This is a genomic window from Raineyella fluvialis (assembly GCF_009646095.1).
GTDB lineage: Bacteria > Actinomycetota > Actinomycetes > Propionibacteriales > Propionibacteriaceae > Raineyella > Raineyella fluvialis.
On record NZ_CP045725.1, the window covers coordinates 2340041 to 2357368 of the forward strand.

Annotated in this window: 12 protein-coding genes and 1 pseudogene; 12 read left to right on the forward strand and 1 reads right to left on the reverse strand. The window is 70.3% G+C overall.

What is annotated here, in order from left to right:
• Nucleotides 1-165: 165 nt before the first annotated feature.
• The 8 genes from Rai3103_RS10660 (at nucleotide 166) to Rai3103_RS10695 (ending at nucleotide 9336) form a co-directional block, all read left to right on the forward strand.
• Nucleotides 166-1725 carry a N,N-dimethylformamidase beta subunit family domain-containing protein gene (locus Rai3103_RS10660; RefSeq protein WP_153572593.1) on the forward strand — a complete coding sequence of 520 codons (1560 nt, stop codon included), beginning with the start codon at nucleotides 166-168 and terminating at the stop codon, nucleotides 1723-1725.
• A 50-nt stretch (nucleotides 1726-1775) separates the two neighbouring features.
• Nucleotides 1776-2288, forward strand: coding sequence for a hypothetical protein (locus Rai3103_RS10665; protein ID WP_153572594.1), 513 nt, complete (start codon nucleotides 1776-1778; stop codon nucleotides 2286-2288).
• 96 nt (nucleotides 2289-2384) lie between these two features.
• Complete coding sequence (glmU, locus tag Rai3103_RS10670) at nucleotides 2385-3782, forward strand: bifunctional UDP-N-acetylglucosamine diphosphorylase/glucosamine-1-phosphate N-acetyltransferase GlmU (RefSeq protein ID WP_153572595.1); 1398 nt, start codon at nucleotides 2385-2387, stop codon at nucleotides 3780-3782.
• A gap of 114 nt (nucleotides 3783-3896) precedes the next feature.
• The gene (locus tag Rai3103_RS10675; RefSeq protein WP_153572596.1) at nucleotides 3897-4865 is read left to right on the forward strand and encodes a ribose-phosphate diphosphokinase; all 969 of its coding nucleotides are present in this window, start codon (nucleotides 3897-3899) and stop codon (nucleotides 4863-4865) included.
• A gap of 286 nt (nucleotides 4866-5151) precedes the next feature.
• Entirely contained in the window at nucleotides 5152-5751 is a 600-nt protein-coding gene (locus tag Rai3103_RS10680) for a 50S ribosomal protein L25/general stress protein Ctc (RefSeq protein ID WP_153572597.1), read from the forward strand.
• 55 nt (nucleotides 5752-5806) lie between these two features.
• Nucleotides 5807-6400: an aminoacyl-tRNA hydrolase gene (pth, locus tag Rai3103_RS10685; protein WP_153572598.1), complete on the forward strand. Its 594-nt coding sequence runs from the start codon at nucleotides 5807-5809 to the stop codon at nucleotides 6398-6400.
• A 122-nt stretch (nucleotides 6401-6522) separates the two neighbouring features.
• The gene (locus tag Rai3103_RS10690; protein WP_194793096.1) at nucleotides 6523-6912 is read left to right on the forward strand and encodes a hypothetical protein; all 390 of its coding nucleotides are present in this window, start codon (nucleotides 6523-6525) and stop codon (nucleotides 6910-6912) included.
• Between the two features lie 69 nt (nucleotides 6913-6981).
• A complete protein-coding gene (locus tag Rai3103_RS10695; protein ID WP_153572600.1) occupies nucleotides 6982-9336 on the forward strand; it encodes a caspase family protein in 2355 nt (784 codons plus the stop codon).
• Between the two features lie 8 nt (nucleotides 9337-9344).
• Here Rai3103_RS10695 and Rai3103_RS10700 read toward each other — a convergent pair whose 3' ends face one another.
• The gene (locus Rai3103_RS10700; RefSeq protein ID WP_153572601.1) at nucleotides 9345-10562 is read right to left on the reverse strand and encodes a PrsW family intramembrane metalloprotease; all 1218 of its coding nucleotides are present in this window, start codon (nucleotides 10560-10562) and stop codon (nucleotides 9345-9347) included.
• A 150-nt stretch (nucleotides 10563-10712) separates the two neighbouring features.
• On the opposite strand from Rai3103_RS10700, the pseudogene mfd reads away from it, so the two are divergent.
• The 4 genes and pseudogenes from mfd to eno form a co-directional block, all read left to right on the forward strand.
• Nucleotides 10713-14309 (forward strand): annotated as a pseudogene (mfd, locus tag Rai3103_RS10705) (transcription-repair coupling factor); the annotation flags it as partial.
• Nucleotides 14310-14792: 483 nt separating this feature from the next.
• Complete coding sequence (locus Rai3103_RS10710; RefSeq protein WP_153572603.1) at nucleotides 14793-15107, forward strand: hypothetical protein; 315 nt, start codon at nucleotides 14793-14795, stop codon at nucleotides 15105-15107.
• A gap of 79 nt (nucleotides 15108-15186) precedes the next feature.
• Complete coding sequence (locus Rai3103_RS10715) at nucleotides 15187-15852, forward strand: nucleoside triphosphate pyrophosphohydrolase (protein WP_153573710.1); 666 nt, start codon at nucleotides 15187-15189, stop codon at nucleotides 15850-15852.
• Nucleotides 15853-16041: 189 nt separating this feature from the next.
• Nucleotides 16042-17322, forward strand: a complete 1281-nt coding sequence (gene eno / locus Rai3103_RS10720; protein ID WP_153572604.1) for a phosphopyruvate hydratase — start codon at nucleotides 16042-16044, stop codon at nucleotides 17320-17322.
• Nucleotides 17323-17328: the final 6 nt, after the last annotated feature.

Consider the following 17328-nt stretch of genomic DNA (forward strand, 5'->3'; position numbering starts at 1 on the left):
CGCCGACGCGCGGCATCTGATCGGGGCCGCGGCCGGTCCCTGAAACCGCGGCGGGTGTGCACCGACGATGGTCCAGAGCCGGGGGTCCAGTCCGGGGCGACACAGCGGCCCGGACGAGGCGCGACCTCAGGGCCGGCACCGCCTCCGGGCACTAGTCTCCCGCCCATGGGATCCCGATCGCGCCGGCGGCGCCCACTCGCAGCGGCCGCTGCCCTGATCGCCTGTCTCCTGGTGGCATCGGCCTGTGCCGGCCCGGCCCGCGGTCCCAAGGAGTCGCCGTCGACAGCATCGCGCACGGCCACCCCCACTCAGCCCTGGACCGTCACCGAGAACGCGAAACCGGGAACCGGTGACTGGGAGATCGACAGCTCCGCCGTCGCCGGCGACGCCCAACTCGCCGGCTACGCGGACCACACCTCGGTGCTCCCGGGGGAGAGCTTCGGCCTGTTCGTCACTTCCACCCTGGGCGACGTCGCCGTTGCCGCCTACCGCGTCGGAGCGTACGGCGGGGCGGGCGCCCGGCTGGTCTGGCAGGCGCCTCAGCCAATCAAGGCCGTGAAGCAGCCCGACCCGGTGATCGAGGCCGACCACATGGTCGTCGCCAAGTGGGCGAAGACCACCGACGTCGCCACCACCGACTGGCCGGAGGGCTCTTACCTGCTCAAGCTCACCGCCGGAGGCAAGTCGCGTTACGTCCCGGTGACGGTCCGCAGCAGGTCCACCGCCGGACGGCTGGTGATCGTCAACGCGGTCATCACCGACCAGGCGTACAACGACTGGGGCGGTTACTCCCTCTACGACGGCCCCGGCGATTCGCGCTCGACCCGGGTCAGCTTCGACCGGCCGCAGAAGGGCAACGGCGCCCAGCAGTTCTTCGGCGACGAACTCGCGCCCATCCAGCTCGCCGAGGGGCTCGGCGTCGACCTGGCGTACGTCACGTCGGTGGACCTGGATCGCGAGCCGGATCTGCTTAATGGCGCGTCCGGCATGGTCAGCATGGGCCACGACGAGTACTGGACGGTGCCGGAGCGCACCGCCGTCGAGAAGGCCCGCGACAGCGGCACCTCGCTCGCCTTCCTGGGGGCGAACGCCGTCTACTGGCGGGTCCGCCTCGAGGACGGCCAGACGGGGGACCGGCGGGTCGTCGTCGGCTACAAGAACACCTCCGACCCGAAGAAGAACGCGGTCAACACCACGGTGATGTGGAGGTCCCAGCCCTATCCCCATCCCGAGAACTCCCTCACCGGGATGCTCTACGAGTGCTTCCCCGCGTACGGGGACATGGTCATCCAGGACCCGACGTTCCCCCTCTTCGACGGGACGGGCGTGAAGAAGGGGGACAAGATCCCCGGTGTCGTGGGTATCGAGATCGACCGCGCCTACCCGATCCCGGGGACGCCTGATGCGCTGACCGTGGCCGCCCATTCGCCGGTGACCTGCGGCAGCAACAAGCACACGTACTCCGACATGACGTACTACTCCACCGGCAAGGCCGGGGTCTGGGCCACCGGCTCGATGATGTGGGTGAAGGTGCTCAACGGCCCGAACGGCAAGTACAACATCACCGATGCCTCCGTCACCTTCGTCCGGAGGGTGATGGAGAACGCGTTCCGCCAGATGGCGAAGGGTAACGGCAAGGGTGCGCTGCAGACGACCCCCAACCTCTCCGGGCTGAATGCGTCGGCCTCCACGTCGACCGGCACAGGCGGGCCCGTCGACAAATAGTCCTGCGAGGATCTGGAGTCCGCCGCGGCGCCGGACCTAGGGTGTCGGCCATGACAGGAACTGTGGACGATCCCAGTGGCGAGATCGACAACGAGGCCTCAATGCTGCTCGATGCCGAGGATCTCGCCGAACAGGGGGTGCGGGAGGCGTACGCCCAGGTGGCTCTCGCCCTGACCGGACTCGGCCTCGTCCCGGCGGAGATCACCGAGATCATCGATCCGGACGCCCCCGCCTACACGGTGGTCTGCCAGGGGATCGAGTATCCGATTGTCGGGCCCGGACTCCCGGACGAGGGTGCCTGGGGACGCGCCACGTACGCCCTGTTCGACCTCGTCAATCGGCAGCTGTCGGGACATGACCAGTGGCTGTACGCGATCAACGGCGGCAACGACCTGATCGGCATCCTGATGACCCCTGACCAGGCCGCCCGCGCCCGGCGTGCCCTGCTGCGAAGGTCGGACTGGCCCTACCTCCCCACCGATGAACCGGACTGGTCCGGCATGTTCCGCGACCGAACGCCACCGCCGTCGCCGTCCCGATGGACCGGATGGCGAGCGCGATAGGGTGGGTGGTGCCGCCTCGGATCAGCGGTCCTTCCCGTCAGCGGGGAGCCATCGCGTCAGTCCGGGAACGTTGTGGCCCATGCCCCTTCGAAGGAGATGACGGTGACCGCGAGTGACGACGTGACGACCAACGGAACGGTGGGCGGTGAGGTTGCCGCCGTCGTGGTGCTCGCCGCCGGGGCCGGCACGCGGATGAAGTCCTCCCGCTCGAAGGTCCTGCACGAAGTGGCGGGTCGCTCCATGCTGTCCTGGGCGATCGACGCCGCCGAGCAGGTCTCGCCGGAGCACCTCGTCGTCGTCGTGGGCCACCAGCGCGACCAGGTCGAGGCGCATCTGCGCGAGGTCGCTCCCGCCGTGGTGACCGCGGTCCAGGAGGAGCAGAAGGGCACCGGCCATGCGGTGATGTGCGGCCTGGCGCCGCTCGGCGAGATCAGCGGCATCGTCGTCGTGACGTACGGTGACGTCCCCCTGCTCAGCGGGGAGACGCTCGTCGCGATGGTCGAGAATCACCGCCGCTCCGGGGACGCGATCACCGTGCTCACCGCCCACGTGCCGGATCCGACCGGCTACGGCCGGATCGTGCGGGGCGACGACGCGGGCATCGCGCGGATCGTGGAGCACAAGGACGCCTCCGAGGACGAGCGGGCGCTGGACGAGATCAACTCCGGCATCTACGTCTTCGACGCCGACATCCTGCATGACGGCCTGGCGAGCCTGCGCACCGACAACGTCCAGGGCGAGCTGTACCTCACCGACGTCATCGCGCACGCCAACGCCGTCGGCCGCCGTGTCGGGGCGTACGTCACCGAGGACCTGTGGCAGACCGAGGGCGTCAACAACCGGCTCCAGCTGGCCCGGATGGGTGCGGAGATGAACCGGCGGATCGGTGAGCGGTGGATGCTCGCCGGCGTCACGATCATCGACCCGGCCACGACCTGGATCGAGGACTCCGTCGACATCGCCCCCGATGTCACCCTGCTGCCCGGCACTCAGTTGCTCGGCGCGACCTCCGTCGCGACCGGCGCCGTGATCGGGCCGGACACCACGCTGAAGGACGTCGAGGTCGGCGAGGGGGCGACGATCCTCCGCTCCCAGGGCCTCCTCGCCACCGTCGGCGCGGGCTGCCAGGTCGGACCGTTCGCCTACCTGCGCCCCGGTACCGAGCTCGGCGTCGATGTGCGACTCGGCGCGTTCGTCGAGACGAAGCGGGCGGTGATCGGGGCAGGCAGCACGATCGCGCACCAGGCGTACGCGGCAGATGTCGAGATCGGTGCCGGCGCCACGCTCTGTGCCGGTAGCATCGTCGCGAACGATGACGGGGAGTCCAAGCACACGACGCGGGTCGGCGCGGGTGCCTTCATCGGCGCTCACAGTGTGCTGGTGGCCCCTGTCACGGTCTCCGACGGGGCGTACGTCGCCGCCGGATCGACCGTCACCAAGGACGTGGCCACGTCGGGGGATGCCTCCGGCGCGCGTGGCTCCGGCCTTGACTGAGGATCGACACCCCGTGCCGGCAGCGGCCACTGCCGGCGCATCCGCCGTGTGCCCGAGCGGCGGTAAGCACACCCTGGGGGCCGGCACCCCCGACACTTCCGAGGAGACCAGCACGTGAGCGGTTTCAAGCTGCCGTCCGAGAAGAACATGATGCTCTTCTCCGGTCGGGCCTACCCCGAGCTCGCCCAGGAGATCGCCCGGCTGATGGACACCGAACTGGTGCCCACCCGCCAGGTGACGTACGCGAATTCCGAGATCTATGTCCAGTACGAGGAGTCGGTCCGCGGCTCGGACGCCTTCGTGATCCAGTCGCACGCGGCCCCGGTCAACGAATCGCTGATGGAGCAGCTGATCATGGTCGATGCGCTCAAGCGCGCCTCGGCCAAGCGGATCACTGTGATCGCGCCGTTCTACCCGTACGCCCGCCAGGACAAGAAGCACCTCGGCCGGGAGCCCATCTCGGCGCGACTGGTCGCCGACCTGTTCACCGCCGCCGGTGCCGACCGCATCATGTCGATCGACCTGCACGCCGCACAGATCCAGGGCTTCTTCGACGGCCCCGTGGACCACCTGTGGGGCCTGCCCGTGCTCGCCGAGTACGTTGCACAGAAGTACGACACCGACGAGATGACCGTGGTGTCACCCGATGCCGGTCGGGTGCGCCTCGCCGACATGTGGACCGACCGTCTCGGCAGCCGGCTGGCCATCATCCACAAGCGCCGCGATCCCAACGTCGCCAACACGGTGGCGGTGCACGAGGTGGTCGGCGACGTCGAGGGGCGGGTGTGCCTGCTGGTCGACGACATGATCGACACCGCGGGGACGATCTGCCAGGCCGCCGATGCGCTCAAGCAGCGCGGCGCCAAGAAGGTCATCGCCGCCGCCACGCACCCGGTGCTGTCCGGCCCGGCCGCCCAGCGCCTCAACGACTCCGCCTTCGAAGAGGTGATCGTCTGCAACACGCTGCCGATCTGCACGGAGGTGCCGGTGGACAAGCTCACCGTCCTGTCCATCGCGCCGATGCTGGCCCAGGCGATCCACGAGGTGTTCGAGGACGGCTCGGTCACCAAGCTGTTCCGCTAGTCGCTGCGACGCCGGCACCTCTCCTCGGAGTGTCGCGTCCTGCCGAGCCCCGGTCGATCCGTCGACCGGGGCTCGCCGCGTTCGTGAGCGGCGTGACGTGATAGCATCGTCGGGTTGCCTCGGCGAGGGGAGGCGTACGCAGGTACGCCGAACGTGATCGACGTGGTGTGTCGCTGACCCGGGTCTGATCCCGGTCGCGGCCTGCCGGTGGACGCGTACGTCCCGGCCCTGGCGGCAGACCCAGATCCCGGTCGCCCGCAGGACGGCCCGACACCAGGAGGCCACCATGGCTGACGCCACCCTCTCCGCCCAGGTCCGCAACGAGTTCGGCAAGGGCGCCTCGCGCCGCACCCGCCGCGAGAACCTCGTGCCCGCCGTCCTCTACGGCCACGGCATGGACCCCATCCACCTGACCCTCCCGGGCCACGAGACGATGCTGGCGCTGCGCACCGACAACGCCCTCCTCGAGGTCAACATCGAGGGCGAGTCCAAGCCCCGCCTGGCGCTCGCCAAGCAGGTCCAGCGTGACGCCGTCAAGGGCTTCCTGATCCACGTCGACCTGCTGGCCGTGCGTGCCGACGAGAAGGTCGTCGTCGAGGTCGCTCTCCTCGTCACCGGTGAGGCCGCCACCGGCACCACCGTGGTCGTCGACAAGAACACCCTCAGCCTCGAGGCCCCGGTCACCCACATCCCCGAGGACGTCGAGCTCTCCGTCGAGGGCCTGGAGGCTGGCGCGCAGCTGCTCGCCTCGGACCTCAAGCTCCCGTCGGGCGTGACCTACCTCGGCGACGCCGAGGACGTGCTCGTCTCGGTCGCCCACGCCGAGATCCAGGCCGAGGAGCCCGCTGAGGGCGCCGCCGAGGCCGAGGCTCCCGCCGCCGAGTGACCCGACCGCGACGTGCGCGGACGGATGAGTGACCTCGATCTGAAAGACTGACGACATGTGGCTGGTGGTGGGGCTCGGCAATCCCGGCCCCACCTATGCCCACACCCGGCACAACGTCGGCTACATGGTCGTCGAGGAACTCGCCCGCCGTGCGCACGTCGCGCTCAAGTCGGTCCCCAAGATGCGGGCCGACGTCGCCGAGACCCGGATCAGTGCCGTCGGACTGGGGATCCCCGGCCCCGGCGCCGTCCGGGTCGCCCTGGTACGTTCCCACACGTACATGAACGAGTCCGGCATCGCCGTGGGCCGGCTCGCCGCGTTCTACGGTGTCGCGCCGGCCGAGATCGTCGCCGTGCACGACGAGCTGGATCTCGACGTCGGACAGCTGCGGCTCAAGAAGGGTGGCGGCGACAACGGTCACAACGGCCTGAAGTCGATGCGCGCCCACCTGCACTCCGGGGACTTCCTCAGGGTCCGCTTCGGGATCGGGCGGCCACCCGGGCGGCAGGCGCCGGCCGACTTCGTGCTGTCGTCCTTCCCCGCCTCCCAGCGGGACGTGGTCGCCGTCGAGGTGGCCCGTGCCGCCGATGCCGTGGAGACGCTGCTCACCGACGGTCTCCCCGCGGCGCAGAACCGCTACAACTCCTGAGTCCGCGCCGTCGGGTGAACCGGCCGTGCTGACTCGGCTCGTACGGCCCTCCTCTTTCGCCTATGGCATGTGTCTGCGCCGCCTGAGAGAATCCCAGCAAGGGATCTGAACCGGAGGTGGCCATGATGACCGGACCCACTGGCAGCGACGTGGTCGTGCTGCAGGTCATCGCCGACGTGGATGACGATGAGGAACAGCTCCGGGAGCTGACCGGGATCCTCCAGGAGGACCTGTCGGAGCTTGATGTCCGTTCGGTGGAACCCTTGGCCGAGGATATGGCGCCCGAAGGCTCGAAGGGGATCTTCCTCGCGATGGCGGGCTGGCTCTCCGTGCATCTGGGCACGGAGGGGTTGAAGGCGGTGGTGAACGCCGTCTCCGCCTGGGCGGGCCGCACCGGCAGGACCGTGGAGCTCACTCTCGACGGCAACACGCTCAAACTCACCGGTGCCAGCGCCGAGCTCGAGTCACGGATCGTCAATGAGTTCTTCAGCCGTCAGGCGCCACCCCACTGACGCGGCGGCTGCGGCGCCTGCCCCGGCCGGCACGGCCAGCGTCCGGTCACACGCGGAATCGACTGAACCATGACTGCGGCCAGGGTCACGATCCCCTCACCTGCCTTGCCGGCGGGAGCGCGTTCGGCGCTGGTCGTCGCGACGACGACGTACCAGGATCCGCAATTGGGTCGGCTGCGTGCCCCGGCCACTGACGCAGCCGACCTGGCCGCGGTCCTGGCCGACCCGACCATCGGAGGCTTCCAGGTCACCACAGTGATGGACCGTCCGGCCCAGGACGTACGCGTCGCGGTGGAGGACTTCCTCGCCAATCGCGGACCCGACGAGCTGGTCGTCGTCTACCTCTCCTGCCATGGAGTCATCGATGCGCATCGTCGTCTCTACTTCGCGGCCACGGACACGGTGCGCACCAGGCTGGCCTCGACGGGTGTGGACTCGCAGTGGGTCAACGAACGGATGGACGACTGCCGGGCCCGGCGCCAGGTGCTCGTCCTGGACTGCTGCTTCAGCGGTGCGTTCGCCCGCGCCGCCAAGGGCGAAGAGGCCCTCGGCCTGGACCAGCTCGCCCAGTCCGGCCGCGGCAGGGCGGTGCTCACGGCCTCGAACGACCGGGAGTACTCCTTTGAGTCGACGGCCGATGCCCGCGCCGCGTCGGCGGAGCCCTCGCCGGGATCGGTCTTCACCGCCGCCCTGGTCGCGGGCCTGCGCGACGGTGGAGCGGACGCGGACGGCGACGGGTTCATCAGTGTCGACGAGGCGTACGGCTATGCCTACGGCCGGGTCCGCGCCTCGGGGGCTGCCCAGACACCCCAGCGCTGGCTCTCCGGCGGCGAGGGGGAGATCCTGCTGGCCCGCAATCCTGCGGGACGAACGATCAGCCCCGCGCCCGTTCCCGACGCCCTGCGCACCGCCCTGGACAGCCCGCTTCCCGATGTCCGCGAAGCGGCGGTGCACACCCTCGGGCGCTGGCTCACCTCAGGAGAGCCCGCCCAGACCCTGGCCGCCACCAGGGAACTGGCGGCCGTCGCCGACAACGACATCCCCCGGATCGCTGCCGTCGCCCGCGCGGCGCTCGGCGCGGAGGCGGGAGCCGAGCGGACGGGCACCAGCCCTCCTGCCACGACCTCGGTACGCAAACACCCCCACCTGGCGATTCCTGCGGGCCGACGCAAAAGGATCATCGGCGCCGTGGCGATCGTGCTCGTGGTGGGTGTCGTCCTCGCCACGGTGCTCCTGCGCGGCGGGTTTCTCGGCACGGGATCGAAGCATTCCTCCGTGGGGGCGGCCCAGATCCTGGTGCCCTCGATGCTGACCGTCGATGATGTCCGCCAGCTCGACACCCGAACGGTCTGGACATCCACGCTCAGCCAGGACTGGATAGGGTCCGACACTCCCGCCCCGGTGTGCCTGGCCTTCAGCGACCCGAGCCTGCCGACGCCGCAGGCGGCAGCCGTGCGCAGGTTCCAGGGCGGCCCGGATCAGGACAGCTATGTCCTGGACGTGGCGATGCAGTTCGCCTCGGACACCGAGGCCGCGTCGACGGCCGACGTCCTGCTCCGCCACATGGGCGCTTGCGACCAGCCCGGCGCCCTGCTGGAGCGTGGCTGGAACGTCACCGGAGCCGGTGATGCCGCAGCCGGTGTGTCCGCGATCATCCAGGACAAGTCCCCGGTCCACCACACGGTGCAGGTCGGCCGAACCGGCAAGGTCCTGCACATCCTCGACGCCTCCCAGCCGAGCGTCTCCCCGGACGGTGGCAGGATCGTGGGCCTGCTCGCCGCCGTGATCGGCCGCGCCTGCGCACCCGCGGCCGGCACCTGCCCGGACAACCCCTCCGCCAGCCCCGGGGTTCCCCCCAGGACGGCTCTGGACCCGCAGTTCCTCGCCCCGGGCGACCTCCCGCGGATCACGGCGACGACGGGCCGGTGGGCCGGCACCGACGTCTCCACCTCGTTCCCTTTCTTCGGCAGCCAGTGCGAGGGCAAGAACCTGGCCACAGTCCCCGGACCACAGGACCGCAGGCATCGCAGCTACCTGCTCAAGGACGATGCCGCCGCACCCCAGGGCGGCTTCGGCGTCGACGAGTACATTCTGGCCTTCCCGGACAGCAAGGGGGCGGACGCCCTCGCCAAGGACGTCGGCGCCTCCATCGACGGCTGTGCCACGAGCATCCCGACGGCGAAGGTGGAGAAGGGGGACACCATCGACCTGAAGGCCGGCAACGCGACGCTCTCCGGCCGGACCTGGACCGTGACCCAGCAGGTCGACCCGAACGCCAGGCAGAAGTACCGCCTCGCCCTGGTCCAGCTCGACCGGAACGTGGTCTACCTGCTGGCGCCCACCGGAAGCTCCTTCGACTTCAGCGATGCCCAGTGGAAGGCGGTCGCGGTACGCGCCGGTGAGCGGGTCACCAACGAGGGGTGAGCCGTCCGCTAGTACGGGCGGCCCGGCCCGGCCCCGAACGGCAGCGGCGCGTCCGGGGGCGGCGCCTGCGGCCGGACCACGGGCATCCCTCCGGTCAACGGAGCGATCACCGGCGCCGCCGCGGCATGCAGGTCGGCGACGAACACCGCCAGCTCCGCCTGATGGGCCTGCAACTCCGGCGTCGACCACCCCCGTTTGATCCGGTCGCGGACGAACGCCAACTCGGTCACCGCATCAGCGAATTGTGCGACCGCCCTGGCCTCCTCGCGGGGGAGACCCCGGGTGCGGGCGGCCCGCGTACGGAGTGAGCCCAGCCAACCCGCCTCCTCCGGGCTGATCAGTCCGGTCCAGACCATCTCGGGCAGCTCCCGGCGGACCACCATGCCCTCCAGGCGCCGTGAGCGGATCGCCTGGCGGGACAGGACGACGAAGGCGGGCACCATCACCACCAGATAGGTGGCGACGTACGCGATGATGCTGATCGAGGACGAGAAGTTCCACAGGGCGTGCAGTAGGACGGCTCCCGCGTACCCGAGCAGGACCAGCGTCACCTTCGCCCCGCCGTAGCGCTGGCGCATGGAGGCATGGACGCCGAGTGCCGTCAGGGTGGTGAACAGCGGATGGGCGAAGGCACCCATCAGGATCCGGGCGAAGAACATGAACGTCGTCTGCCCGAGGGACTCGGAGGTGGAGAAGTAGAGCAGGTTCTCCACGAAGGCGAAGCCGATGCCCGACATCCCCGCGTAGACCAAGGTGTCGGTCAGCGAGGTCATCTCGCGTCGGCGCAGCCCGCTGAGCATGACCAGCAGGAACGCGCCCTTGAGCCCCTCCTCGGCCAGTGGGGCCCCCACGGCCGCCGAGAGGACGTCGACCTGACCGAAGACGAAGGTGGACAGGCCGTGCTCGATCAGCATCGCCCCGACTGTGGCCACGCCACCGCCCCAGAGGAACGCCCAGACCAGGTATCCCGCGGGCTCGGGCTCCCAGCGGTCGAGCCAGAGGTAGCAGGCGATGACCACTACCGCACCGACGGTCGCCAGCACGGCGCCGCCGAGGAACGTGCCCAGCGACGTCGCACCCGACAGGGCCAGGAAGACGACCAAGGCGGCACCGATCGCCGCGAGGATGATGCCGGCCAGCGGGGCCCCCGCCCGGCGGACCATCCGCACCTGAGCCGGCCGATAGGGCCACGGGGACTCGCCGAACTCCCAGCGAGGAGGCGGCACGGGACCACCCTGCCACGGTGGACGGTGGGGATCGGGCGGCGGAGGGACGCTCACAGCCTCACCCTAGGCGATGGCGGTGACAGGGCCTGAGTCTCGCGTCGGGGCCTTCTCGGGGGCAGCGACGTCGGAGGTGCGCGCTACCGTGGTGCGGTGACAGAACACGTGACGGGCAGGCTTGCCGGCATCCTCGACCTCCTGGGCACCGATCCCGTCGTCGCGGAATGTGTGTCGGATGCGCGCACCGGCGTCCTGCACTCCTGTGACATCACCGCCCCCGGGTCCGTCCGGGCCTTCCTCACCGCCGAGCTGGTGCGGCGGACCGAGCGTACGTTCCTCCTCGTCACCGCGACCTACCGCGAGGCGGAGGAGCAGGTCGCCGCGTTGCAGGCTCTGCTCGGCCATGACGTCGCCGCCTATTACCCCGCCTGGGAGACCCTGCCGCACGAGCGGCTCAGCCCCCGCTCCGACACCGTCGGGCGCCGCCTGGAGGTGTTGCGGAGGCTGGCGGGCAACGACCCGCAGCCGGCTCCTCGGGTGGTTATCGCGCCGGTCCGGTCCCTGCTCCAACCCCAGGTGGCCGGGCTCGCTGACATCGCCCCGGTCCGGTTGCGCCGTGGGGAGGACCACGACATCGACGCCATCGCCGAGGCCCTGGTCGCCGCCGCCTACCTGCCCGTCGACATGGTCCAGCGGCGAGGGGAGTTCGCCGTCCGCGGCGGCATCGTCGACGTCTTCCCGCCGACCCACGAGCATCCGGTCCGGATCGACTTCTTCGGGGACACGGTGGAGGACCTGCGCTACTTCATGGTCGCCGACCAGCGCTCCACCGATCGCGTCCTCGACGAGGTCATCTGCTCCCCCTGCCGTGAGCTGTTGATGACGGCGGACGTCAAGGCGCGCGCCGAGGCCCTGATCGCCGACCACCCCGAACTCACCGAGATGCTGGACCGGATCGCCCAGGGACTCGGGGCCGACGGCATGGAGTCGCTCGCCCCGGCCCTCGTCGACCGGATGGAGCTGCTCCTCGACGTACTGCCCTCCGACACGTTGGTGCTGGTGGCGGATCCCGAGCTGGTCCGCACCCGCGCCGCCGACCTCGTCACGACGTCGGAGGAGTTCCTCCAGGCCGGCTGGGCCGCAGCGGCTTCCGGCGGCACCGCCCCGATCGACCTACGCGCATCCTCCTACCAGGAGCTGGGAGCGGTGCGGGCCCATGCCCTGGAACTGGGCCAGTCCTGGTGGACGATCTCCCCGTTCGCCGTCGGACCCGACGAGGACCGCGACGCGGCCGCGGACGCGCTCGCCCATATCCAGGCCGGCGCCACGCCGGTGCGGACGATCCGGGCCCGGGACGCCCACAGCTGGGCCGGTGACACCGAGCGGGCGGTCGCCGAGATCGCCGCCGCCGTCCGGGACGGCTGGCGGGTCGTGATGTCCGCGGAGGGCCACGGCACCACCCAGCGCCTCGCCGAACTGCTCGGCGAGCACGACGTGGCGGCTCGGGTGGTGGAGGACGTCACCGAGCCACCGCGCGAGCATGTCGTCGAACTGGTCACCACCGGCGTACGCCACGGCTTCCTCGCCGACGACGTACGGCTGGCGGTCTGGACGGCCGGGGACCTGTCGGGCCAGGCGCAGACCGACCGCGCCGAGCGGAAGATGCCGGCCCGGCGCCGCAAGGCGATCGACCCGCTGGAACTGAAGCCGGGCGATCCGGTGGTCCACGAGCACCACGGCGTCGGCCGCTACGTCGAGATGATGCAACGTACGGTCGCCGGGGCGACCCGCGACTACATGGTCATCGAGTACGCGCCGAGCAAGAAGGGCCAGCCCGGCGACCGGGTCTTCGTCCCGATGGAGCAGCTGGACCAGGTGACCCGCTACGTGGGTGGCGAGCTGCCGGCCCTGGACAAGATGGGCGGCTCCGACTGGGCCAAGCGCAAGTCGCGGGCCCGCTCCGCGGTGAAGGAGATCGCCGGGGAGCTGGTCCGCCTCTACGCCGCCCGGCAGGCTGCCAAGGGGTTCGCGTTCAGTGCGGACTCCAGCATGCAGCGCGAGCTCGAGGACGCCTTCGACTACACCGAGACCCCCGACCAGTTGTCGGCCATCGACGAGGTCAAGCGGGACATGGAGCAGACCGTCCCGATGGACCGGCTGATCTGTGGCGACGTAGGCTACGGCAAGACCGAGATCGCCGTCCGGGCGGCGTTCAAGGCGGTGATGGACTCCAAGCAGGTGGCCATCCTGGTGCCGACCACCCTGCTGGTCACCCAGCACTACAACACCTTCGCCGAGCGCTACGCCGGCTTCCCGGTGCGGGTGGCGGCGCTGTCCCGGTTCCAGACCGACAAGCAGGCCCGCGAGGTGCTGGACGACCTGGCGGCCGGCAAGGTGGACGTCCTCGTCGGAACGCACCGCCTGCTGTCGAAGGAGGTCGTCTTCAAGGACCTGGGGCTGGTCATCATCGACGAGGAACAGCGTTTCGGTGTCGAGCACAAGGAGCAGCTGAAGAAGCTGCGGATGAACGTCGACGTCCTGGCCATGTCCGCCACGCCGATCCCGCGCACGCTGGAGATGGCCATCACCGGCATCAGGGAGATGTCGACGATCGCCACGCCGCCGGAGGAGCGCCACCCGGTGCTCACCTTCGCCGGCGCGTACGACGAGGGGCAGGTCACCGCGGCGATCCGGCGCGAGCTGCTCCGGGAGGGTCAGGTCTTCTTCGTCCACAACCGGGTGCAGACCATCGACCGGGCCGCGGCCCGGATCCGGGAACTGGTCCCCGAGGCGAGGGTCGTCACCGCGCACGGCCAGATGGGGGAGCGCCAGCTCGAACACGTGATGCTGGACTTCTGGGAGCGCCGCGCGGATGTGCTGGTCGCGACCACGATCGTCGAGGCCGGTCTGGACATCTCCACGGCCAACACGCTGATCGTCGAGCGGTCCGACCAGATGGGCCTGTCCCAGCTGCACCAGCTGCGTGGACGCGTCGGACGCAGCCGTGAGCGGGGATACTGCTACTTCCTCTACCCGCCGGACAAGCCGCTCTCCCAGGAGGCGCATGACCGGCTGGCCACTCTCGCCGCGAACACCGACATCGGCGCCGGCATGGCGATCGCCACCAAGGACCTCGAGATGCGCGGCGCGGGCAACCTGCTCGGCGGCCAGCAGTCGGGGCACATCGCCGACGTCGGGTTCGACCTGTACGTACGTCTCGTCGGCGAGGCCGTGGCCGAGTACCGCGGCGACACGGCCGAGGAGGCCGAGCAGGAGACGCGCATCGAACTGCCGGTCGACGCCCACCTGCCCGAGGACTACATCAGCTCGGAGCGGCTGCGGCTGGAGATGTACAAGACCATCGCCGAGGTGCGTTCCGACGCCGATCTCGACGAGGTCCGCGATGAGCTCCAGGACCGCTACGGTCCGCTGCCGGAACCGGTCGAAACCCTGCTGGCGGTGGCGGGCTTCCGCCTGCGGGCCAAGGAGGCCGGGCTGCGCGAGGTCATCGTCCAGGGCTCGAACGTGCGGTTCTCCGAGGTGCGCCTGCCCGAGTCGCGCCAACTCAAGCTGGCCCGCCTGCACCCGAAGAGCACCTACAAGGCCACGGCCGGACAGGTGCTGATCCCGCGTCCGGCCACCTCCCCGCTGGGCGGGCGGCCGTTGCAGAACCGTGACCTGCTCGCCTGGGCCGACCAGGTCGTCCGCGAAGTGCTGACACTGCCGCAGGCGCCCGGGGCGGCCGCCCCCGCGGCGTCCGCGGCCCCCGCTGCCGGTGGGGCGCCGGCGCCCGGTACGCCGCGCAAGGCGACCAGCACGGCGGTGAAGGGCCCGACCGGAGCGAAGGCGTCGTCTGGGGCGAAGGCGTCGGCTGGGGCGAAGGCCGCCCGACGTGCCCCGGCGCCGGATCCGCGGGCCAAGGTCCCGGCTCCGCGCGGACAGGGGGTCGCCAAGGGTGGCCACACCAAGCGGCCCCCGAGGGGCGCGTAGGATCGGGCCGCACGACCAGACGTTCGACGGGAGTAACAATGGCGCTTCGCGCACTGCCCGCCCTCGCTACTGCGGGGCCCTCATCCTCACGCTGTCCGGCTGCGCCGGCGGTTCCGGATCCGACGCGGTGGTGATCAACGGACGCCGCGTGTCGGTCACCGAGGTGGAGACCACGGCGACGGCTGTCGCCTCGGTCCTGGGAGGGCAGGCGGCCCCCTGCAGTACCAGCAGGCGGTGGTGGCGGTGCTCATCGATCAGGCTCTGGCCAATGGTGCGGCGCAGAAGGCCGGCAAGCCGATCACCCCCGCCGATCGTGATGCTGCCCTGGCGTCCGTCCCGGGCGGCACCCAGCTCGAGGCCGACAGCGACGCACGCCCGTTCGCCGAGGCAGTGGGTGACTTCCAGTACGCCCAGCGGGCGTTCGGATTGGAGGCGCTGGCCGCGCAGCAGGTCAGCACCCGGATCGAGGTCAACCCGCGCTACGGCACCTGGAACGCCCAGCAGATGAAGTTGATCACCGGCAGCGGCTCGCTGTCGGTGCCCGTCACCACGAACTGAGATCCCCGTGGCTCCTCGCGATGTCCCCGAGGCGCCGGCCGGCAGCCCTCACCCCCAGCTGGACCGCTTCGTCGAGGTGATGGGCATCCTGCGGCAGGACTGCCCCTGGGATGCCGAGCAGACCCATCGCTCCCTCGTCCAGTACCTGGTCGAGGAGACGATGGAGACCGTCGAGGCGATCGAGTCGGGGGAGCCGGCACACCTGCGCGAGGAACTGGGCGACCTGCTGCTGCAGGTCGTCTTCCACGCGACGATCGCGGCGGAGCCGGGTGGCGGGGGCTTCGACATCGACGACATCGCCCGCGGCGTCGCCGACAAGCTCGTCGCCCGGCACCCGTACGTCTTCGCGGCCGAGGACGTCCCCGAGGACCTCGACGCCACGTGGGAACAGCGCAAGCGCCGCCTCAAGGGCCGGACCTCCACCCTCGAGGGCATCCCGCAGCAGCTGTCCGCGATGCACCGCGCGAGCAAGGTGATCGGGCGGGCCGCGTCGCACGACGTCGACCTTGCCGGCCAGGGCGTCGACCTGCCCACCGACGAGATCACCGCGGAGGAGGTGGGCCGTACGGTCCTCGGGCTGGTCAGCCGGGCCCGGGCGAGCGGCGTCGACCCCGAACAGGCGACCCGCGACGCGCTGCGACGGCTCGAGGCCGCTGTCGTGCGGGCCGAGTCGGCTCCGGGGCAGGGTCCGGAGTCGGGGTCCCACGTCGCCCCGGACACCGAGACCGACTCCGAGGAGATCTGAGCCTGCATCGGCACCCGAGGAGGCCCTGTGGCCGTCCTTTACCACCCCCGGCGACATCCGTTCGGGCGTCCTGGGAGGGGGTACCTCGCATGAGTGGGCACCGATGTGTCTAGGCTGGGTCCCGAGCGCGGGAGCATTGCCTTCCGGCAGTCCCCGTGCATGTCAGAGGCTGATCGAAAGGCAACCACCGTGGCAAGCATCGAATTCATCGACGCCCGCGAGATTCTCGACTCGCGCGGCAACCCGACTGTCGAGGTCGAGGTCATCCTCGACGATGACACCCAGGGTCGTGCCGACGTCCCGTCCGGCGCTTCCACCGGAGCGTTCGAGGCGGTCGAGCTCCGTGACGGCGACGATTCGCGCTACGGCGGCAAGGGCGTCCTCAAGGCCGTCGAGAACGTCATCGAGCAGATCGCTCCCGAGCTGCTGGGCCTCGAGGCCTCCGAGCAGCGCCTCATCGACCAGGCGATGCTCGAGCTCGACGGCACCCCGAACAAGGGCAAGCTCGGCGCCAACGCCATCCTCGGCGTCTCGCTGGCCGTCGCCCACGCCGCCGCGCAGTCGGCGAACCTGCCGCTCTACCGCTACGTCGGCGGTCCGTCGGCGCACATCCTCCCCGTGCCGATGATGAACATCCTCAACGGCGGCTCCCACGCCGACTCCAACGTGGATGTCCAGGAGTTCATGATCGCCCCGATCGGGGCGGACTCCTTCCGCCAGGCCCTCGAGTGGGGCGCCCGCGTCTACCACTCCCTGAAGAAGGTCCTGAACAAGAAGGGCCTGTCCACCGGCCTGGGCGACGAGGGCGGCTTCGCCCCCAACCTGGAGTCCAACGTGGCCGCCCTGGAGCTGATCTCCGAGGCGATCGAGGCCTGCGGCCTGAAGCCCGGCGAGGACATCGCGATGGCGCTCGACGCCGCCGCCTCCGAGTTCTACAAGAACGGCAAGTACGTCTTCGAGGGCGCCGAGAAGAGCTCCGACGAGATGATCGCGATCTACGCCGACTGGTGCGAGCGCTTCCCGATCGTCTCCATCGAGGACCCGCTGAACGAGGAGGACTGGGAGGGCTGGCAGAAGATGACCGCCCAGCTCGGCGACAAGGTCCAGATCGTCGGCGACGACCTGTTCGTCACCAACGTCGAGCGCCTGCAGCGCGGCATCGACGACAAGTCGGCCAACGCGATGCTGGTCAAGGTGAACCAGATCGGTTCGCTCACCGAGACCCTCGACGCCGTCGACCTGGCTCACCGCAACGGCTTCCGCACGATGATGTCGCACCGCTCGGGTGAGACCGAGGACGTCACCATCGCCGACCTGGCCGTCGCTTGCGGCTGTGGCCAGATCAAGTCCGGTGCCCCGGCCCGTACGGACCGCGTCGCCAAGTACAACCAGCTGCTCCGCATCGAGGAGGAGCTGGACGAGGCCGCCGAGTACGCGGGCCGCAGCGCCTTCCCGCGTTTCACCGCGTGATTTCCT